We start from the raw sequence: 17476 nt of genomic DNA on the forward strand, positions 1-17476 counted from the left end.
GACGCTTTGCGGGGGCTGGCCGAACAACTGGCGGACGACCACGCCGGGCGCAAGCAAATGTCCGCGCGCGGGTGTGCGTTGGCCCGGCGCATGTTTTCTCCCGCTGCGGCGGTCAAGCAGATTGTTGCGGCCCTTTCCGGTACTGTCTAAGCAGTGCGCATAAGCCCCGCCTCGCCTGCCTTTTGAATGACAAAAGGCGCGCGCCATCTGCTTTTCCGTTGTATCGAGGGGCGGATGGTTTACAATGTGCGGCATGAAACCGGACACGATAAACGTTTATATTTCGGGATCTGGCGGTTTTTTGGGGTCGGTTCTAAAAACGGCCGCCCCTACGGGAATGCGCATTATCCCCATCCCAACCAACGATCTCTTGAGCGAAGATGTCCCATTGCGTTTTGAGCCCGGCTCGGTGGTGCTGCATCTGGGCGCGCGTGTACACGTTATGCATGAAACCGCCGCAAATCCGCTGGAAGAATTCAGAACAGCAAACGTGCGCGCCACCACGCGGCTGGCAAAGGCCGCCATCGAGAGCGGTGTTGCAACCTTTATTTTCGCCAGTTCCGTGTTTGTATTTGGCCGAGGCCGTTTCAGCAAAGGCATCATTCCTGACGACTCACCGCCATTCCCCGGAGATGCTTACGGCCAAAGCAAATGGGAAGCGGAGCAGGCATTAGCCGCCCTTTTTTCTTCACAGTGGGGGTCAAGGTGCGTGATCCTTCGGCTTCCCATGGTTTATGGGCCGGGGAACAAGGGGAACATGCTGCTGTTGCTGAAAATGGCCTCTAAGGGAATACCGATGCCGTTGGGCGCGGCCCGCGGTAAACGGAGCATGCTTTATTCGGGCAACTTTACGGATGCAATCTTTGCCGTCATCCGGGCACCCCATATGAAGCCGCCGACGGTGCGCACCTATTTCCTGAACGATGGCGCGGATCTCACCAGCGCCGAGCTCTATGCCGCCATTAGCCGCTGCTACTCCGGGAAACAAGGCATATTTTTCTTTCCCCGGTGGCTGTTGGATTCGATTGCGCTCATCTTCGCCGCTGTCGGCCGGATAACGGGATGGCGGATGATGCTTACCCCCGAAACCGTTTCACGGCTTTTTGACGAATACCGCTTTTCCGCCCAACAGTTCATGAACGATTATGGTTGGCGGCCCCCTTTCACTCCTGAAGAAGGGATACGGCAAACCGTTGCATGGCACAAAACCGGAAAAGGCGGAAATCCAAAAAATGGATTATGCGCTTGAATGCATGGCATGGCCCCGCCATGCCAACTGTGTAATCGGTTATCATGCATAGAATGAAGACGATACTTGTTGCTGGTGGTGCCGGATATATCGGTTCGTTCACGGTCCACAGCCTTTTGGAAGCGGGATACCAGCCGGTTGTGCTGGACAACCTTTCCACCGGAAAGCGGGAGGCGGTTCCGCCCGGGGTGCCGCTTCACGAAGGGGATATCGCCGACCACCAGTTGCTCGATGCCGTTTTTCGCCGCTATCAGATCGGCGCCGTCATGCATTTTGCCGCCAAAATAAAAGTGGGGGAATCGGTGGAGCGCCCCGACCTTTATTACACCAACAACCTCGCAAAGTCACTCACTCTGCTGGATGCGATGCGCGCCCACGGCTGCAGCCGGTTTATTTTCTCCTCCACGGCCGCGGTATACGGCGAACCGCAATACCTGCCGGTGGACGAAAAGCACCCGGTCAATCCGATCAACCCTTACGGCAGGTCAAAGCTGATGCTCGAAACCGTTTTACGGGATTACAGCGCGGCCTTTCCGTTCAAGGCGATTGTCCTGCGCTACTTTAACGCGGCGGGGGCGGATCCCGCCGGCCGCGGCGGCGAATCCCAGGAGGTAAAACAGAACCTCATTCCAATCGTCCTCAACAATCTTGAAAAAGGGATTACCACCGATGTGTTCGGCGGGGATTGGGAAACGCCGGACGGCACGCCAATACGCGATTATGTTCATGTAGCCGATATTGCGGCGGGACATTTGCTGGCGCTGAAAGCCATTATGGCCGATACGGCAAAGCCGTTTGATGTTTTCAATCTCGGCGCGGGCGTTGGCTCCAGCGTGAAAGATGCGTTTGCCATTCTCGCTGAAGTGGCGGGAAAACCCGTTCCCCACCGTATCGTGGGACGTCGCGCGGGCGACCCCGGCAGCCTTGTCGCCTCAAACGAAAAGGCAGCCATGGAATTAGGCTGGAAACCGAAATACTCGGACTTGAAAACGATTATTTCCACGGCCTGCCAATGGCACTTCAACCGGAAATTCTGACCCCATCCGCCTAAATAAGCGGCAACCACGATTAACGATGAGTTCGGTTTTATCCTCTGTCACGCATCATGAACGGGAATACATCCATAACGCGGCTGATAAGCAGTGTTTATGGATGCAGGACAATGTTACGCGATGGGGGGCGGGCGGAATGCCGGGATCAAGTAATGCATTGAATAATAAAACGATGGAAATAATTTGATGTCGGTGTTACATTTAACCCTAATGATAAATTTGAATATTCCGATATATCTGGTTGAAGTGATACGCGGAATTGATCCGGAGTTTATGGCGTCCATTATCGGCGGCAACTTTCATATCGGTAATCAGGTGGAGTTGAAATGAAAAGAGACAGAGGGTTTAGCGCTCCTGAAGAAATTGATATTCTCTCCTACCTTATGAAGCTGAAACAATACTGGCGGAGCTTTCTGCTGGCATTCGTTGTGGGTGTTTGCGGCGGCTATTATTATCTTCTAAAGACTCTTCCGTTACCCTCAACGCAGGCTGTTCTGGAAATAGGTTTTCCTGAGATCAACAGCGGTAAATACCCGAATGGCCGGCGGTTTGATAAAAATGATTTGGTATCCAACAATATTGTTCGCAAGGCGGCTGATGCCATTCCCGAATTGGGGCAAAATGGCCGCTGGTCTTCCGAATCCCTTTCCAGCGCGCTTTCCGTGTCCGAGGTTTATCCCTTGGACATTCAACTCGCGATTGCGGCGCTTTCCAAGCCTAAGCTGTCTCCGCAGGAGGTGGTTTCCAATTACGAGAAAATCAACGGCTATTTTCCTTCGAAGTTCACGATTTCTTTTCAGCCGTTGCCGTTAATGCCCATGTCCCTCCAGAAAAAGTTCGTGGAAGAACTCGTCAGGCAATATTCCACGTTTGTTTTGGAATCCTGCCTTCCGCTTGCCGCGCAGTACAACCCAAAAGGGGTGATGCCAACCGAAACGGACAATGTGGCCACATACAGCTATATAACGGCGGTTCTGGACGAAATCGACGATCAGGCCGCCGCCAGCCATGCAAAGAAAACATCCAGCACCGTTAACGCCGGCAATCCCGAAAGCGCTAAACAGCAAAACCGCTCTATCGGTAACGATGAGGAGTTTGCGCTGTTATCCCAAGCGTCTAATTCGATAACACGGCAAAAGCTCAAGATGGAGATGGCGTCCATTGAACACCTTATTTTTAATGAAAAAACGGTGCCCAACGTCGATGAATACCGGAACAAATTGGCAAACGATATTTCATTGCTCTCCAGTACTATAGACATAAAGAAAAAACAGGCTGAGTACAAGATGAACTTGGCGCGCATCCCGAACGAAAGCGCCCCGAAGACGAGCGCGAATTTATCCGATAACAGCCCTCAGGGCGTCGATAAAACGGTTATGGGGATGCTCCTCAGCTATAACTCCCAGTATTATTCATTGATAAACGAAACGAACGCCATTTTCGACGACATCTCCAGGATGGAAGGCAAGCTGATAAAACTGAAAGAGCGCCTGAAATTGCTTGATACCGTCGGTCCCGTGCCAGGCGGCACCTATGAGGCGCGCAACAAGGCTTTGGGCGAGCATATCAAATTGGCGCAAAGCCATCTCGCGGCCTTTATCAATGAGCTTGCCGACAATACGAAAGCCGCTTATGCCGGGCATCGCCCGCCGGTCGCCAATTCCGCTATTTTTAGCGTGATGGCAAGCATATCCCTGCTCAAGGCCATTTTGGCGGGGTGTGCCGCAGTATTGTTCTTGGCGGTTTTCCGCCTGCTGAAAATCGTAGTCAGCGAAGCGGAAGCGCAGCGGCGGCGGGCCGCCTTTCCGGCGCCGCAGGAAATCGGCGGCGCTGGACAGGTTAACATCAAGAAATAGGGCCGGTCCCGGTATCCAAACGGCCACCCGAAGAAGAGTTGCTCTTCGCATGGCGCTGGGGTAGTGTAAACGGGATGTACCGGTCATCATGGGGATGCGCGGCCTTCGCGCCCGGCGCGGCGAACCGCGGCTTTTGAAAATGTCCCGCATTGCCCGTTTCGCCGTTGCCGCGCTGTTTTTTATGGCGGTTTCCGCGTTTTTTGTTCCAGCCGCCCACGCCACCTTCGGCCACGCCCGAAAAACCGGCCAGCCCTGTATCGCCTGCCATACCGATCCCAATGGCGGCGAGCTGAACGTCACCGGCTTTTCGTTCAAAGCCAACGGGCATCAGTGGCCCGTCGCCCCCGCGCCGCCGCTGTTGCCGATGGGAAACGCCCTGCGCGCGGTCATCGGCTTTTTGCATGTGACGGCGGCTTTTTTCTGGTTTGGCACCATCCTGTATGTGCATATCATTCTCCGTCCCCGCTACGCCGAGAAGGGGCTTCCCCCCGCTGAGGTGCGGTTGGGGGCTGTGTCGATGGCGGTGGTGGGCCTCTCCGGACTGTTGCTCACTCTTGCGCGGGTGAACGGCTGGCACACATTTATCGATGGCCGGTGGGGCATGCTGCTCGGTGTGAAGATTTTCATCTATCTGCTGATGATCGGCACCGCCCTTTTTGTGGTCAAGGTTGTGGGGCCGAAGCTGAAGGAGGGGCTGCTTGAAGCGGAGCATCCGCCGGACGGCGTTTTTGCCCCCGATGTTTTGGCGGCCTTCGACGGCACGGAGGAACGCCCCGCGTTTATCGCGTATCACGGCAAAGTGTACGATGTGAGCAATCTCTTCCGCTGGAAGGATGGCAAGCATTTCCGCCATCAGGCGGGAATGGACCTCACCGCCGCGCTGGCAAAAGCCCCCCACGGGGCGGAAAAGCTGGCCGGCCTGCCGGTGTCCGGCGCTTACGATGAAACGCGCACTCCCCCAAAAACCGCGCCGCAAAAGGCATTTTACTTCTTGGCGTACATGAACCTTGCGCTGGTCTTTGTGGTGCTGTTGGTCATCGCCTTCTGGCGGTGGTGGGCATAAATTAAGGAGAGCCGATGTCCTGGAAAACGATTCTTATTGGGCAACCGCTCGATTCCGCGCGTGAAAAACACGAGCGGCTTGGCGCCGCGATGGGGTTGGCGGTTTTTTCGTCCGATGCGCTGTCGTCGGTCGCATACGCCACCGAGGAGATGCTGTTGCCGCTCGTTCTGGGGGGGATAGCCCTTACCCGCTTTTCGCTGCCGGTCGCGCTGGCCATCGCCCTGCTGATCGCGGTGGTGGCGGTCTCGTATATGCAGACCATTCGGGCCTATCCTATGGGCGGCGGCGCCTTCATCGTGGCGCAGGAAAATCTGGGGGAGGGCTTCGGCCTCACGGCGGGGGCGGCGTTGATGATCGACTATGTGATGACGGTGACGGTTTCCATTTCCGCCGGTGTGGCGGCCATAACCTCGGCTTTTCCGGGACTTTTTCCGTACACCGTGGAGATATGCCTTGCCGCGCTGGCGCTCATCGCCGTGGTGAACCTGCGCGGCGTGCGGGAATCGGGATTTCTTTTTTCCTTCCCTGTGTTTTTCTTTATCGGCTCGCTTGGCCTGTTGATCGTTTTCGGCCTGTTCCATAATGTTTCCGGCGAACTGGCGCCGGAGGCCGCGGTCTCCCCCGCGCTGGAGGCCCTGCCGCTGCTGCTCATCCTGCGCGCATTTTCCTCCGGCTGCACGGCCCTCACCGGCATAGAGGCGGTGGCCAACGGCGTGCGTTCGTTCAAGCAACCCGAAGCGAAGAACGCCTCGCTCACGCTTGTTTGGATGGCCGCGCTGCTGGCGTTCTTTTTCATCGGCATCACCTACCTCGTGCATCAGGCCGAAATATTGCCGAAACCCGAAGTGACCGTGCTGTCCCAGCTTGCGGCAAGGGTGTTCGGCGGCGGGGTGATGTTTTACGCGCTCCAGTTCGCCACCTTCATGATTTTGGTGCTGGCGGCGAACACCGCCTTCGCCGGTTTCCCAAGCCTCAGCTCCATCATGGCGCGGGACTACTACCTGCCGCGCCAGTTGATGAGCCAGGGGGACCGGCTGGTCTTTTCCAACGGCATCCTGCTGCTGTCGCTGTTCGCCGGGGCGTTGATCGTCCTCTTTCATGGCCGGACCCATGCCATGATCCCGCTTTATACCGTGGGGGTATTCGTGGCGTTCACGCTTTCGCAGGCCGGCATGGTGGTTCACTGGATGCGGAAGCGCGGGCGCGGCTGGCGGTGGGCGGCGGCGTTGAACGGCGTCGGAGCGGCGATCACGGGGGTGGTATTGGCGGTGGTCGCTTCGACCAAATTCATGCATGGCGCGTGGCTCGTGCTGATCGCCATTCCGGTGCATATCTACTTGATGCTTTCCATCAAGAAACATTACCTCCGCGTCGCCTCCCAGCTGGTGCTGGAGGAGAGCGAGGCGGCGGTGGCCCAAAACAATGGCGATACCCAGTACGGCCACCACTCGGTCATCATCCCGGTCAGCGGCATGAACCGCCCGGTGCTGAACGCCATCCGCTACGCCCGCGCGATATCCAACGATGTGGTGGCGGTTTATGTGCGCCTTGACGAGCGGCAGACATCGATGACGCGGGAAGGGTGGAGTAAATACGGCATGGGCGTGCCGATACTCGTGCTCGATTCGCCGTATCGCTCGGTGATTGAGCCGCTGCTGGATTATATCGACGAGGTGCGGAAGGTCTACAAGGATGGCGTGATAACGGTGATCCTGCCGGAATTCGTGCCGTCGCGGTGGTGGGAGCACCTGCTGCACAACCATACGGCGTTCCTTATCAAGACGCGGCTGCTCTTCAGGTCGGGCGTGGTCTCCACCAGCGTGCCGTTGCACCTGAAATGAGCCGCGGGCCGGCCAATGCCGGCTGGTATCGATGGAGGGGGCGGTTATGAAAACCGGCGCGCCGGCGCGCCCCTTCTTTTCTCCTTGCGCCGCAACGCGCTTTCCCGTGTAATACCCACGATGGAACGGTTTAATCCGCTCAATGTGCTGGTCTCGTTCCCCTACGGGGTGGCGGTATTCGCCCAGAATCTCGAGCCGGTGTTCATGAACCCCGCCTTCCGCGAAACCTTTGGCGTGCCGGCCGGCGGCACGCCCGCCGCGCCGGAGCTTTTCGCCAGCCGGGCGCCGGAGGTGACCATCCATATCGAACGGCTGTTCCGGGAGGGAATGAGCTATCTCAACCACGATTTTGCGCTGATGGGCGAGGCCGAAAAGCGGACCATCGCCCTTGCCGTCCACACCATCGACTACGGGCAATCCGCCACCGGCGCATGCGTGGTGGCGCAGGACACGCCGGGCAAAAAGGAACTGCACAGCGAGTTCGAGAAGGAAGAAAAGATGGCGATGCTCTCCATGATCACCGCCGGGCTGGCCCACGAGATCAAGAACCCCCTGAGCGGCATCCGCGGCGCGGCGCAGCTCATCGGCAAGGAGCACGGCGCGCTGGCCGAATACTGCTCGCTCATCATTAACGAAACCGACCGGATCAACAGCCTCGTGACCGAGCTGATGGACATGGGGCGCGGGCGGAAGCTGACGATGGAAACGACCAACATCCACCGGCTGCTCGACGACGTTATTCTGCTGCAACAGGCGGTTTTCAAGCGAAAAAAAATCGATCTTGTGCGCGACTACGATCCCTCGTTGCCGCCCATAAACATCGATCCCGGCAGAATAACGCAGACCATCCTCAATCTCGTGAAAAACGCGGTGGAAGCGACCAGCGGCGGCGGTGTCATGCGGATACGCACCCGCACGGCGCTCGACCCGACCGCAACCATCAACCCCCGCCAGAAGAAGGGGATGATGATGGCGGTGGAGATCGTCGACAGCGGCAAGGGAATATCCCCGGAAGCGGCGAAGAACCTTTTTACCCCGTTCAACACCACCAAAACGCACGGCACCGGGCTGGGGCTGGTGCTCTCGCTGAAAATCGCGCGCGACCATGGCGGGGCGCTGACCCTGCACAATAACCCCGGCGGGCGGGGCGCCACCGCCCGGCTTCTCCTCCCCCTCGGCTGAGGCTCGCGCATTCTCCCTTTACCCCCGAAGGGGAAATGCGATAAAGTGTATTAACGAAATGACAACCACGAAGGAACGGGGTAATACGTGATGGATCCGCGCAGCGCCGCGATGATGCCGAAGCTGGAGTGGGACGAGATTTTTTCCACCGGCATCGAGCGGTTCGACAGCCAGCACAAGGTGCTGTTCGGCTTTTTGAACGTCCTGCGCGCCAACGCGCTGGGCAAGAGGGATAAAGAGGTTGTCAACGAGGTGACCGATTCCCTGCTGACCTACACCATGACCCACTTCCTGGAAGAGGAAATCACGCTCTGCCGGCTGGAATATCCCGGATACGCCGATCACAAAGCCGAGCACGACCAGTTCCTGATAGCGGCGCGCGACCTCTATATCCGCTTCAAGGCCGGGAAAAGCGAAAGCAGGATCATCGCCGCCGAGATCATCACGGTGGTTTCAGAGTGGCTGCAAGGGCATATCCTGGTGAAGGACAAGGCGTACGGCGAGTTTCTGCTCCAAAAAGGCTTCACGCCCGACATGGTGAAATAACCGCCGCGAAGAATCTCTCCCGCTTGTCATCTGAGTGAAACGAAGAATCCCTTTCAGCGTTAACCACGAATAACGCGAAGGACACGAATAAATAAGGAGTGGGAAGAGGGAAGGAAATACATTTTCACCCCCTTCTTTTACTTTCCATTCGTGACATTCGTGGTTGATGCCATTCCCGGCGCTTATTTCTTCTTCAGCTCTTTCGTGAGCCACAGCTCCTCGATGCGGTACATATGCACGTTGTCGTGCAGCAGCAGATGGCGCGCCATGATGTACGGGGTGTAATTATCATATTCAGGATGTTTCGCCTTCTTGTGCCACTCCTTTTTCGCCAGTTGCCGCAGCATTCCGACGAACTTCTTCCGCTCCGCCGCGAACTTTTTCAGCGATTCCTTCAGGTCGAGTTTCAACAATTCATCCGGCGGCGTCGATGTGCCGGGGAAGTACGGCACGAACTCCGGGGTTTCCTCCGTCATGAAGCGGCGGAGCCGTCCGTTTATCATCACTTGCACCTTCCACAGGTGGACGGCGTGCTCGTGGATGCACCACTTGCCCGCGATGCGGTGTTCCTTCAGCAGCTCGGCCGGCACTGATGCCACCAGTTCGCGCAGCAGCGCTGGGGAGCATTCAAGGCCGTTCAGGACTTTTTTGATCTCCATCGTGCCACCTCAAAATATGGGAATCAAAGGGGCCATTAACGGCCGGGGGGAAACATCGGGCGGCGCTTTTCCACGAGGAAATAGGCGAGGCTTAATACGGCCACCGCCGCGGCAAAGCAGGCCAAGAGCCAACCCCTGTTGAAAAATGCCGCAGTTGCCAATGCGATTAAAACAATATTTACCGTGGCGGTCAGGCCCGAAACCGTGGCGTGGCTGAATCCCGCCTGTTGCAACCGCTGGTACGCGTGGCTCCGGTGTCCGGCATACCACCGTTCCCCCGCCGCGGCCCTGCGCAACAGCGTGGCGGTGGCATCGAACCAGAAGACGCCGTAGAGGATTACCCAGAGCAGCAGCGGCACATTAAAGAACCGCTCCCCCAGCAGGGCGAGCGCCGCGATGAAAAAACCGAGGAAGTACGAGCCGGCGTCTCCCATGAATATCCTGGCTTTGGAGAGGTTCCAAACCAGAAAGCCGGTAACGGCGGTGGCCGCCCAAAATGCCGCCGCGCCATACATGGCGCCGCCGCCGGCGGCAAGGAAAAAACCGCCGGCGGCCAGCACCATCATCGCCTCCACCGAGGCGATGCCGTCGACCCCATCCATGAAATTAAAAAGGTTTATGGACCAGACGATCCACAGGACGGCGAAGATGCCACCGGCGATCCCCACGTCCAGATGCCAGGGGCCCATCTGTATTGCCGGATAGCCGCCGATCCCCTGGAGGAACAGCAGCGCCGCCGCGATCTGGAGGACGAAGCGCATGGTGGCGGGCAGCGTGAGGAGGTCGTCGGCAAAACCGATGGCGGCGGCAAACAGGGCCGGGGGAAGCAGCGTCAGCGCCACACCGGACGGGATAAGGCCGCCGCCCGCGAGAGCCGCCATCAGCGCGGCCCACACCGCCACGAAGACGATGCCCCCGCCGCGCGGCGTGGAAACGGTGTGCGAACTGCGGTCGTTCGGAATATCCATCAGGACTGATTTTGCAACCGCGTTGCGGCGGTAAAGCCCCGTTCCGGCCAATGTCAGCAGGAAACAGAGCGCCGCGATGGCGGCGGGGAAAAAACCGGGTGACGGGCTGGCGGACATAGGCGGATTTACAACGCTCCACGCCCGGTCATGCCATCCGCCCGCCGGATCAGATGCGCATCGGCATGATGATGGAGAGATAATCGTCGTCGTCCGTCGGCTTCACCAGCACGGCGTCGAGCTGCCCCTCCATCCTGAATATCACGTTCTCGCTGGCGACATGCGCCAGCGTATCGATCACATAGGCGCTGTTGAGGCCGATGCGCAGCGGCTCGGCCTTGTATTCCACCTCTATCTCTTCGTGCGCTTCGCCCACGTCCGAGACTTCGCAGAAAATCTCCAGCTTCCCTTTTTTGAAGCTGAAGTTCACCAGCCGGGATTTTTCGTCCGCCACGGTCGCCACGCGCTTGATCGCCTGGCGGGCCTTTTCGATGTTGATGACCGCCTCTTTGGTGTTTTTCCGGGGAATGACCTGCTCGTAGTTCGGGAACGCCCCCTCCACCTCGCGGGTGAAGAAAACAAGCCCGCCCTTTTTGAAGAAGACGCGGTTGTCGGACCGCACGATCTGCAGGGCGCCTTCCTCCTCGTCCAGCAGCTTCACGATTTCCATGACCGCTTTGCGGGCGATGATGACGGCGGTGGTATCCTTCACCGGCAGTTCGACCGCGCGGTTGACGTAGGAGAGGCGGTGGCCGTCGGTGGCCACCACGCGGACGGCGTTCGGGAACAGCTCCAGGTGAATGCCGTTGAGCGTCATCCGGCTTTCGTTTTGGCTGACGGCGTAGACCGTCTTTTTCAGCATGTCCTTGAACATCTCCGTGTCGAGGGAGATGAGCTTGTCCATCGGGAGCTTCGGTTCTTCGGGGAATTCATCGGCGTCGATGGTGGCGAGCTTGAAGGCCGACTTGCCGCAGGTGACTTCGCAGCGGCCGGGGCCGGCAAAGCGGAAGGTCACATCCTCGTCGGGAAGCTGACGGACGATATCGAACAGGCGGCGTCCCTGCAAGGCGACGGCTCCCGGCTCGGCGATGGCGGCGATGTATGAGCCTTTGAGGCCGATGTCGAAATCGGTGGCGAACGCCTCGATCCCCTCTTTGGTGGTTCTGAAAAGAACGTGGCTCAAAATCTGGTTTTTGGGGCTTAGGAAACCTTGCACTCTCTGTAAACAGCGCAGCAGTTCGCTCTGCTTGATCCTGAATTCCATCCTTATGGCACCTTTCCCTGAGAGAGTTGTTCGCCCTTGCGTTTCAACCGAATGCGATTATATGTATGTAAGCCTATGAAAATTAGCATAGATATGTTTCTATGTCAATAACTATGCGGAAAAGCGTATTTTTCGCCAAGGGGGGGCGTAATCCAAGCTACAGCCAGCGCCTGAACAGCAAAAACAGCTTGGAGGCGATGGCCTGAAACCAAGGCGTCTCCTTAAGCGATTCCACCGTCACGGCTTTAGAGCTGTCAAAGCCGCGTAGCAGTTCCGCTTCCAGCAGGCGGCGGTTTTCCGGATGGGTGACGACGACATCCGCCTCCAGATCGTGCAGCAGCGAGCGGTAGTTCAGGTTGGTCGATCCCAGGCTTGCCCAATCGTCTATCACCTGCACTTTGGCGTGATAGAAGGAGGGGAGGTACTCGTAAATCTTCACCCCCGCGTTCAGCAGGCCCAGAAAATAGGTCGAGGCGAGCCACGGCATGAAAAACACGTCGGAGTTTTTGGGCACCATGATCCGCACGTCCACCCCGCGCCGCGCCGCATCGCACAGCGCGCGCACCAGGCCCAGCCGCGGCACGAAGTAGGCGCTGGCCAGCCATATCCGCTGCGTGGCGTTGCGCGATTGCTGAAGCAGGAGTTTGTAATTCCGCCGCCGTTTCAGCAGCGTGTCGTTCAGGCGTATCCATTTTCCCTTTTGGTACGGCATCCGCCGGCGAAGCGCGGACGGCCGCGCAAGCTGCCTCCAGCGGGCGGCCCCCAGCCAGCATTTTGCAAAAGCCTGATCGAGGAGCGCGATCCATTTCCCCTCCACGCGGATGCCGTAATCCGTCCAATCGTTGTGCGCGATGTTCATGCTTCCCACATACGCCGTGCGCGAATCGAAGACCCAGCTCTTCCGGTGATTGCGCCGGTTGAGGCTGCGCGCGAACGCGAAAACGCTCCACCAGCGCACCGGATGGTACACCTTTACGCCGACCGCCGTGCCGCTGAACCGGGCCGTCAACCCTTCCGCCGTTTGGAGGCAGCCGACGCCGTCCAGCAACACCCGCACCGCCACGCCCCGTTCCGCCGCCCGGCGCAGCTCTTCCGCGATGCGGTTGCCGAGTTCGTCCATCTCGAAGATGTACGCCTCAACGTCGATGGTTTTTTCGGCCAGCGGTATCTCGCGGATGATGTCGGCGTAAAAGTCGCGGCTGCTGAAATAGATTTTTTCCGAATCCCAATGCGCCATCACCGCATTCTATCCCGGATTACTCCCCGCGTCGCCGTTCCCTTCCCGGTGGGTACACAATTGGGGAGGCGCGGAAAGATTTTTCACTCCGCGCCGGATATGGCCTATAGGCCACATTGTGTACATCATGCCGCAAGGCATGAGCCCTCCATTGGCGCCAATGCGCCAACGTACCCATTAAAATGGGTACCCACCGGGAACGGCTTAGGTGGGTATGGACTTCGTTTGGCGTATCGGCGTGCGCCGCCGGTATCGGGCGTTTGGCGCGGGCCTTACTTCCAGACTGCGGTGATCGGGAAGGATTTTGCGTCCTCGCGCCCCATATCCCCCAGTTGAAAATTGTCTTCCACCGTGCGGAGCAGGTTGTAGTGGTCATAGACCGTGTCATCCGTCGTTCCCGCCCGGATCATGGAGCCGAGGAAAACGGTATAGACCGGGCTGTTGCCGGTTTTGCTTTCATCGAACGTCACCACCACCAGCGTCTTTGCCAACTCCGGCCGGGCGAGAAGCGGCTCCAAAAAACCTTTCAGCCAATTCGACGCATACGCTATGGAGGTGTCGTGTCCGTCGTTATCCATGTTGGGCACGAACAGCGAATAGCTGGGCAGGGGAAAAGGCAGGTTCGAGGCATCGGCTACATGTTGCAAGCAGCGCGGCCCGCGCGTGATGGGAGTGTAGGAGAGGAACGGGGCGTGTTTCCGCCCGTAGCGGCCCCGGTAGTCGCCAGTGAAGCAATTCGCCGGACCGCCCGGATAGTCTTCGGCGAATTGAGCCCAGCCAAGGCCCTTTGCCTCCAGGAGGTCGGCGATGGAGGAGACGTCCAGATTTTTTTGTGCGTTGCTGGTCGCGCCGAACGTCGATCCGCCCGTCAACGCAAGATAGTTTGGATAGGAGGGATGCCCCACGCCGTGATAGTTGGCGAGGTATGCGCCCCGCCGCGCCAACTCCTTCATGTAGGGGTCTTGCAGGACGTCCGCGGCGTCCTGATTTTCAAGAATAATGATAAACACCTGGTCGAATTTGCGGCCACCGGGCCAATCAGCCGCGGCTTGGGCCGGAGTGGCGCTCGATGATTGTCCGGCGTTGGCCGCGCCGTTCGCCGGTTTGCCGGCATGGCTTTGGGGCGCGGCGGTCAAAAGCGCGGCCACGAACGCCGCGCCGAAGAGCGAAGCGGAAACGGTTTTATTCATAGATGCCCTCCACGCCGTCCAGAATCGTGGAAGGGGGATGAAAAGTCAAACCGGTTGCGAGCACCGCGCAGGTTTCCGTTTTATATAATTTCTCTAAAGCCCGAATTTCAATATAGTTTAGTCGTGGATGCGCTGGTTGAAAGAGTAACGAACAGGATTGCCGAGGCGATACACCCGGATAAAATTATCCTGTTCGGCTCCCGCGCCAATGGCACGGCCACCGAGGAAAGTGACATCGACCTTGTGGTGGTCTATTCGGGGCCGAAAACCACGCGGGAAGTTCACCGCCTGTTCTTGCGGCGTGATTTCAGGCGTGCTGGAGCTTGCCTTTCGGCTTAAATGCGGTCTTGCCTATCGAGCCTTTTAAACCGCGATTTCCAGGCTGATGCGCGTATAGCCCACTTGGGGCGCCGCTTCCCGTCGTCCTTTCTTTGCCCGATGCATTTCAACAAGGCCGAGGTTTTCCAGCAAGGAAACGTCCGTCATCACGTTTTTCATATTTCGCCCGGAAAACCGCGAAAGCTCCTGCAAACTCTTCGGCTGTTTTTCCCGGATAAGATGGAGCAGTTCCAGGCGTTTCGGCGTTAACGCCTTGCGAAAACCGGCAAGGCTTTCAAAGTAAACCCCTTTTTCGGATTTCACCTTTTCGCCCCGCTCGGCCGCCTCACCGGCTTTCACGAAATCATCCAGCGCCGCTTTCGCGCCCTTGATCCCGATGCGCACCTTCTTCACTTTCATAAAAGCCCCTTTTTGTACTTCTCGATGTCCTTATAAAAATCGTCCGCCAGTTTACGAAGCCCTTTGAATTCGTCCCGCGCTTTCACTAATGGTATATTATGCCACCAATACAATCAATTCAAGTCATCTATGTACCGCGATATTGTCAATCATGGTTAGAAGCCGTCCCGCGCGAAAAGCTGTCGATATTTTGGGGAATAGTGTTAAAATCCTATTCTTTATGAGTGCGAAAGGCTTAAACGGCGATTGCATATTTGGAGGATTTATGGCGGATAACGAACAGTCAGGAAAGCCGGGCTCGGGCAAGTGGATATTTGCCGCCATTCTCATCGCGATAGCCATTTTCATTGGCGTCAGCGTTGGCTACAAGATCATCACACGGGGTCCGTGATTTCCCGAAAACAATAGACTAAAACACCGGAGAGAGCATCATGAAGGCGGTAGAGACCCATTCCCTGCGCCACACCTATCCCGCCCGCAGCGATGCAAAAGCGGGGATGGCGCTCAAGGGGATTGATTTTTCAGTCGATCCGGGGGATATCTTCGGCTTTCTGGGGCCGAACGGTTCCGGCAAGACGACCCTCTTTAAAATCTTTTCCACCCTCATCGAGCCGTCCGAAGGCTCCGTTTTTATCTTCGGCCACGATGCGGTGAAGGGCGTGGACGAGGCCCGCAAGATGATGGGGGTTGTTTTTCAGCACCCGAGCCTCGACAAAATGTTGACCGTCGAGGAAAACCTGACCTTTCACGGCCACTTGTACGGACTCTCCGGCGCTCCGCTGAAAAAGCGGGTGGAGGAAATGATGGATCGCTTCGGGCTTACCCCGCGGCGCGGCGAATCCGTCCAGCACCTTTCCGGCGGCTACCGGCGGCGCGTGGAACTTGCCAAGGGGCTGATTCACAGTCCCACGCTGCTCATCCTGGACGAGCCGTCCACCGGGCTGGACCCGGCGGCGCGGCGCGAGTTCTGGGAAACCATTACCGCGCTCAAAAAGAAAAACGGGATGACCGTGCTGGTGACAACCCACCTCGGCGAAGAGGGGGATCGGTGCGACCGGCTGGCTATCATGTACGAAGGCGAGGTCATCGCCGCCGGCACGCCCGACCAATTGAAGGCCGGCATCGGCGGCGACGTGGTAACAATCCACAGCGCCGAGCCGGATATGCTGCTCGATACGCTTGATGCCAAATTCGGCGTCCGTCCGGTGCTGCTGGACGGCGTTATACGGATGGAACTGCCGCGCGGGCACGAAATGATCCCAAAAATAGTGGAGGCGTTCCCCGGCAAGATCACCGCCATCAGCGTGGGCAAGCCGACGCTGGAAGACGTATTCGTCCACAAAACCGGCCGGATGCTCTGGCTGGAAGGGGAGGGGACCGCCGCCCCGAAGGAGGCCAAAGGTGAATAATCTGATGCTCGCGGTATGGTCGCTGTGGCGGCGCGAGATGATCCGTTTCTACCGCGACCGGAGCCGCGTTATCGGCGGGCTGGTGCCCCCCGTTATTTTCTGGTTTTTCATCGGCAGCGGCCTTTCCGGCAGCTTCAGCGTGGGGAGCGGCGAGACGGTTCTCAACTACCGCCAGTATTTTTTCCCCGGCACACTGGTGCTGATTTTCCTTTTCACCGCCGTGTTTTCCACCATTTCCATCATCGAAGACCGGCGCGAGGGATTCTTGCAGTCGGTGCTGGTGGCGCCGGTGCCGCGGCTGGCAATCGTGCTGGGCAAGCTGTTCGGCAGCGCTTCGCTCGCCTTTCTGCAGGGGATGCCGTTCCTTATCGCCGCGCCGTTCATTGGACTTAACCTTACCGCCTCGTCGCTCCTCATCTCGCTCTTTATCCTGTTCGGCGTGGCTTTTTCGCTGGCGGGCGTCGGCTTCCTCATCGCGTGGCGGCTGGACAGCACACAGGGGTTCCACGCCATCATGAACATGGGGCTAATCCCGCTCTGGCTGCTTTCCGGCGCGCTCTTCCCGATCCACAACATTCCCGGTTGGCTCTCCACGGTGGTGCGCCTGAATCCGCTCACCTATTGCATCGCGGCGCTGCAGCACGAGCTGTTCGTTCCCGGGGCGATACCCGATCTCCCTCCGCTCTGGTTCTGCGTGTCGGTCATCGCCGCTTTTTCATCGGCCACCCTTTTTGCGGCCGTATTCATCACCCGCAGGGGAAGGGATCGATAATGGATAACGGCATTATTCACCTGTTGCCGCATTTTCAGGCGTTCTGCAACAGCGCGTCCACCGCGTTGCTGCTCTGCGGCGGTTATTTCATCGCTAAAAAGAAGGATAAAGAAACCCACAAGAAATGCATGGCGGGGGCGTTTCTCGCCTCGACGCTGTTTCTTGTTTCCTACCTCACGTATCACTCCGTCGCCGGCGGCTTGAAGTTCGGCGGCCAGGGAACCGTGCGCGGCATTTATTTCTTTATTCTCGGCACACACACCATCTTGGCGGCGGTCGCGCTGCCGATGATACTGGTGACGTTTTACCGGGCGCTGAAAGAGAACTTCGAGAAGCACAAGAAAATAGCTCCCTGGACGCTTGGGGTTTGGCTGTATGTTTCCGTCACCGGCGTGGTGATTTACGTGATGCTCTATCACCTCTATCCGGGAACCCGTTAGCGGTAATCCGGCG

General features: G+C 58.0%; 18 protein-coding genes. 12 read left to right on the top strand and 6 right to left on the bottom strand.

Annotated elements, in window-relative coordinates; translation table 11 throughout:
* Window positions 1-253: 253 nt before the first annotated feature.
* The 7 genes from HZA03_01810 to HZA03_01840 all read left to right on the top strand — a co-directional run bounded on the left by HZA03_01810 (window position 254) and on the right by HZA03_01840 (window position 8789).
* Window positions 254-1249, top strand: coding sequence for an NAD-dependent epimerase/dehydratase family protein (locus tag HZA03_01810; GenBank protein ID MBI5636685.1), 996 nt, complete (start codon window positions 254-256; stop codon window positions 1247-1249).
* Between the two features lie 53 nt (window positions 1250-1302).
* Window positions 1303-2286: a UDP-glucose 4-epimerase GalE gene (gene galE, locus HZA03_01815; GenBank protein MBI5636686.1), complete on the top strand. Its 984-nt coding sequence runs from the start codon at window positions 1303-1305 to the stop codon at window positions 2284-2286.
* 341 nt (window positions 2287-2627) lie between these two features.
* Window positions 2628-4157 carry a hypothetical protein gene (locus HZA03_01820; GenBank protein ID MBI5636687.1) on the top strand — a complete coding sequence of 510 codons (1530 nt, stop codon included), beginning with the start codon at window positions 2628-2630 and terminating at the stop codon, window positions 4155-4157.
* Between the two features lie 637 nt (window positions 4158-4794).
* Window positions 4795-5220 carry a hypothetical protein gene (locus HZA03_01825; protein ID MBI5636688.1) on the top strand — a complete coding sequence of 142 codons (426 nt, stop codon included), beginning with the start codon at window positions 4795-4797 and terminating at the stop codon, window positions 5218-5220.
* A gap of 14 nt (window positions 5221-5234) precedes the next feature.
* Window positions 5235-7061, top strand: a complete 1827-nt coding sequence (locus tag HZA03_01830) for an APC family permease (GenBank protein MBI5636689.1) — start codon at window positions 5235-5237, stop codon at window positions 7059-7061.
* A 120-nt stretch (window positions 7062-7181) separates the two neighbouring features.
* Window positions 7182-8243 carry a hypothetical protein gene (locus HZA03_01835; GenBank protein ID MBI5636690.1) on the top strand — a complete coding sequence of 354 codons (1062 nt, stop codon included), beginning with the start codon at window positions 7182-7184 and terminating at the stop codon, window positions 8241-8243.
* A gap of 90 nt (window positions 8244-8333) precedes the next feature.
* Window positions 8334-8789, top strand: a complete 456-nt coding sequence (locus HZA03_01840; GenBank protein MBI5636691.1) for a hemerythrin family protein — start codon at window positions 8334-8336, stop codon at window positions 8787-8789.
* Between the two features lie 182 nt (window positions 8790-8971).
* Here the strand turns inward: HZA03_01840 and HZA03_01845 are convergent, their stop codons facing one another.
* The 5 genes from HZA03_01845 to HZA03_01865 all read right to left on the bottom strand — a co-directional run bounded on the left by HZA03_01845 (window position 8972) and on the right by HZA03_01865 (window position 14104).
* Window positions 8972-9448, bottom strand: a complete 477-nt coding sequence (locus HZA03_01845) for a DinB family protein (GenBank protein ID MBI5636692.1) — start codon at window positions 9446-9448, stop codon at window positions 8972-8974.
* Window positions 9449-9483: 35 nt separating this feature from the next.
* Window positions 9484-10533 carry a glycosyltransferase family 4 protein gene (locus HZA03_01850; protein ID MBI5636693.1) on the bottom strand — a complete coding sequence of 350 codons (1050 nt, stop codon included), beginning with the start codon at window positions 10531-10533 and terminating at the stop codon, window positions 9484-9486.
* Window positions 10534-10582: 49 nt separating this feature from the next.
* Complete coding sequence (gene dnaN, locus HZA03_01855; GenBank protein MBI5636694.1) at window positions 10583-11677, bottom strand: DNA polymerase III subunit beta; 1095 nt, start codon at window positions 11675-11677, stop codon at window positions 10583-10585.
* A gap of 157 nt (window positions 11678-11834) precedes the next feature.
* Window positions 11835-12914 carry a phosphatidylserine/phosphatidylglycerophosphate/cardiolipin synthase family protein gene (locus HZA03_01860; protein ID MBI5636695.1) on the bottom strand — a complete coding sequence of 360 codons (1080 nt, stop codon included), beginning with the start codon at window positions 12912-12914 and terminating at the stop codon, window positions 11835-11837.
* Window positions 12915-13186: 272 nt separating this feature from the next.
* Window positions 13187-14104, bottom strand: coding sequence for a hypothetical protein (locus HZA03_01865; protein ID MBI5636696.1), 918 nt, complete (start codon window positions 14102-14104; stop codon window positions 13187-13189).
* On the opposite strand from HZA03_01865, the gene HZA03_01870 reads away from it, so the two are divergent.
* Window positions 14027-14443: a nucleotidyltransferase domain-containing protein gene (locus HZA03_01870; protein MBI5636697.1), complete on the top strand. Its 417-nt coding sequence runs from the start codon at window positions 14027-14029 to the stop codon at window positions 14441-14443. The two genes, HZA03_01865 and HZA03_01870, sit on opposite strands and share 78 nt — an antisense overlap.
* A 24-nt stretch (window positions 14444-14467) precedes the next feature.
* Here HZA03_01870 and HZA03_01875 read toward each other — a convergent pair whose 3' ends face one another.
* A complete protein-coding gene (locus tag HZA03_01875; GenBank protein ID MBI5636698.1) occupies window positions 14468-14842 on the bottom strand; it encodes a hypothetical protein in 375 nt (124 codons plus the stop codon).
* Between the two features lie 220 nt (window positions 14843-15062).
* Between HZA03_01875 and HZA03_01880 the strand changes: the two genes are divergently transcribed.
* The 4 genes from HZA03_01880 to HZA03_01895 all read left to right on the top strand — a co-directional run bounded on the left by HZA03_01880 (window position 15063) and on the right by HZA03_01895 (window position 17463).
* Window positions 15063-15233, top strand: a complete 171-nt coding sequence (locus HZA03_01880) for a hypothetical protein (GenBank protein ID MBI5636699.1) — start codon at window positions 15063-15065, stop codon at window positions 15231-15233.
* A gap of 106 nt (window positions 15234-15339) precedes the next feature.
* Window positions 15340-16251: an ATP-binding cassette domain-containing protein gene (locus tag HZA03_01885; GenBank protein MBI5636700.1), complete on the top strand. Its 912-nt coding sequence runs from the start codon at window positions 15340-15342 to the stop codon at window positions 16249-16251.
* A gap of 4 nt (window positions 16252-16255) precedes the next feature.
* A complete protein-coding gene (locus tag HZA03_01890) occupies window positions 16256-17023 on the top strand; it encodes an ABC transporter permease (GenBank protein MBI5636701.1) in 768 nt (255 codons plus the stop codon).
* Window positions 17023-17463 (top strand): DUF420 domain-containing protein, encoded by a 441-nt coding sequence (locus HZA03_01895; GenBank protein ID MBI5636702.1) that lies wholly within the window; start codon window positions 17023-17025, stop codon window positions 17461-17463. The genes HZA03_01890 and HZA03_01895 overlap by 1 nt, the downstream gene beginning before the upstream one ends.
* Window positions 17464-17476: the final 13 nt, after the last annotated feature.

The organism is Nitrospinota bacterium (assembly GCA_016217735.1).
In the GTDB taxonomy this organism is placed as follows: Bacteria; Nitrospinota_A; UBA7883; order JACRGQ01; family JACRGQ01; genus JACRGQ01.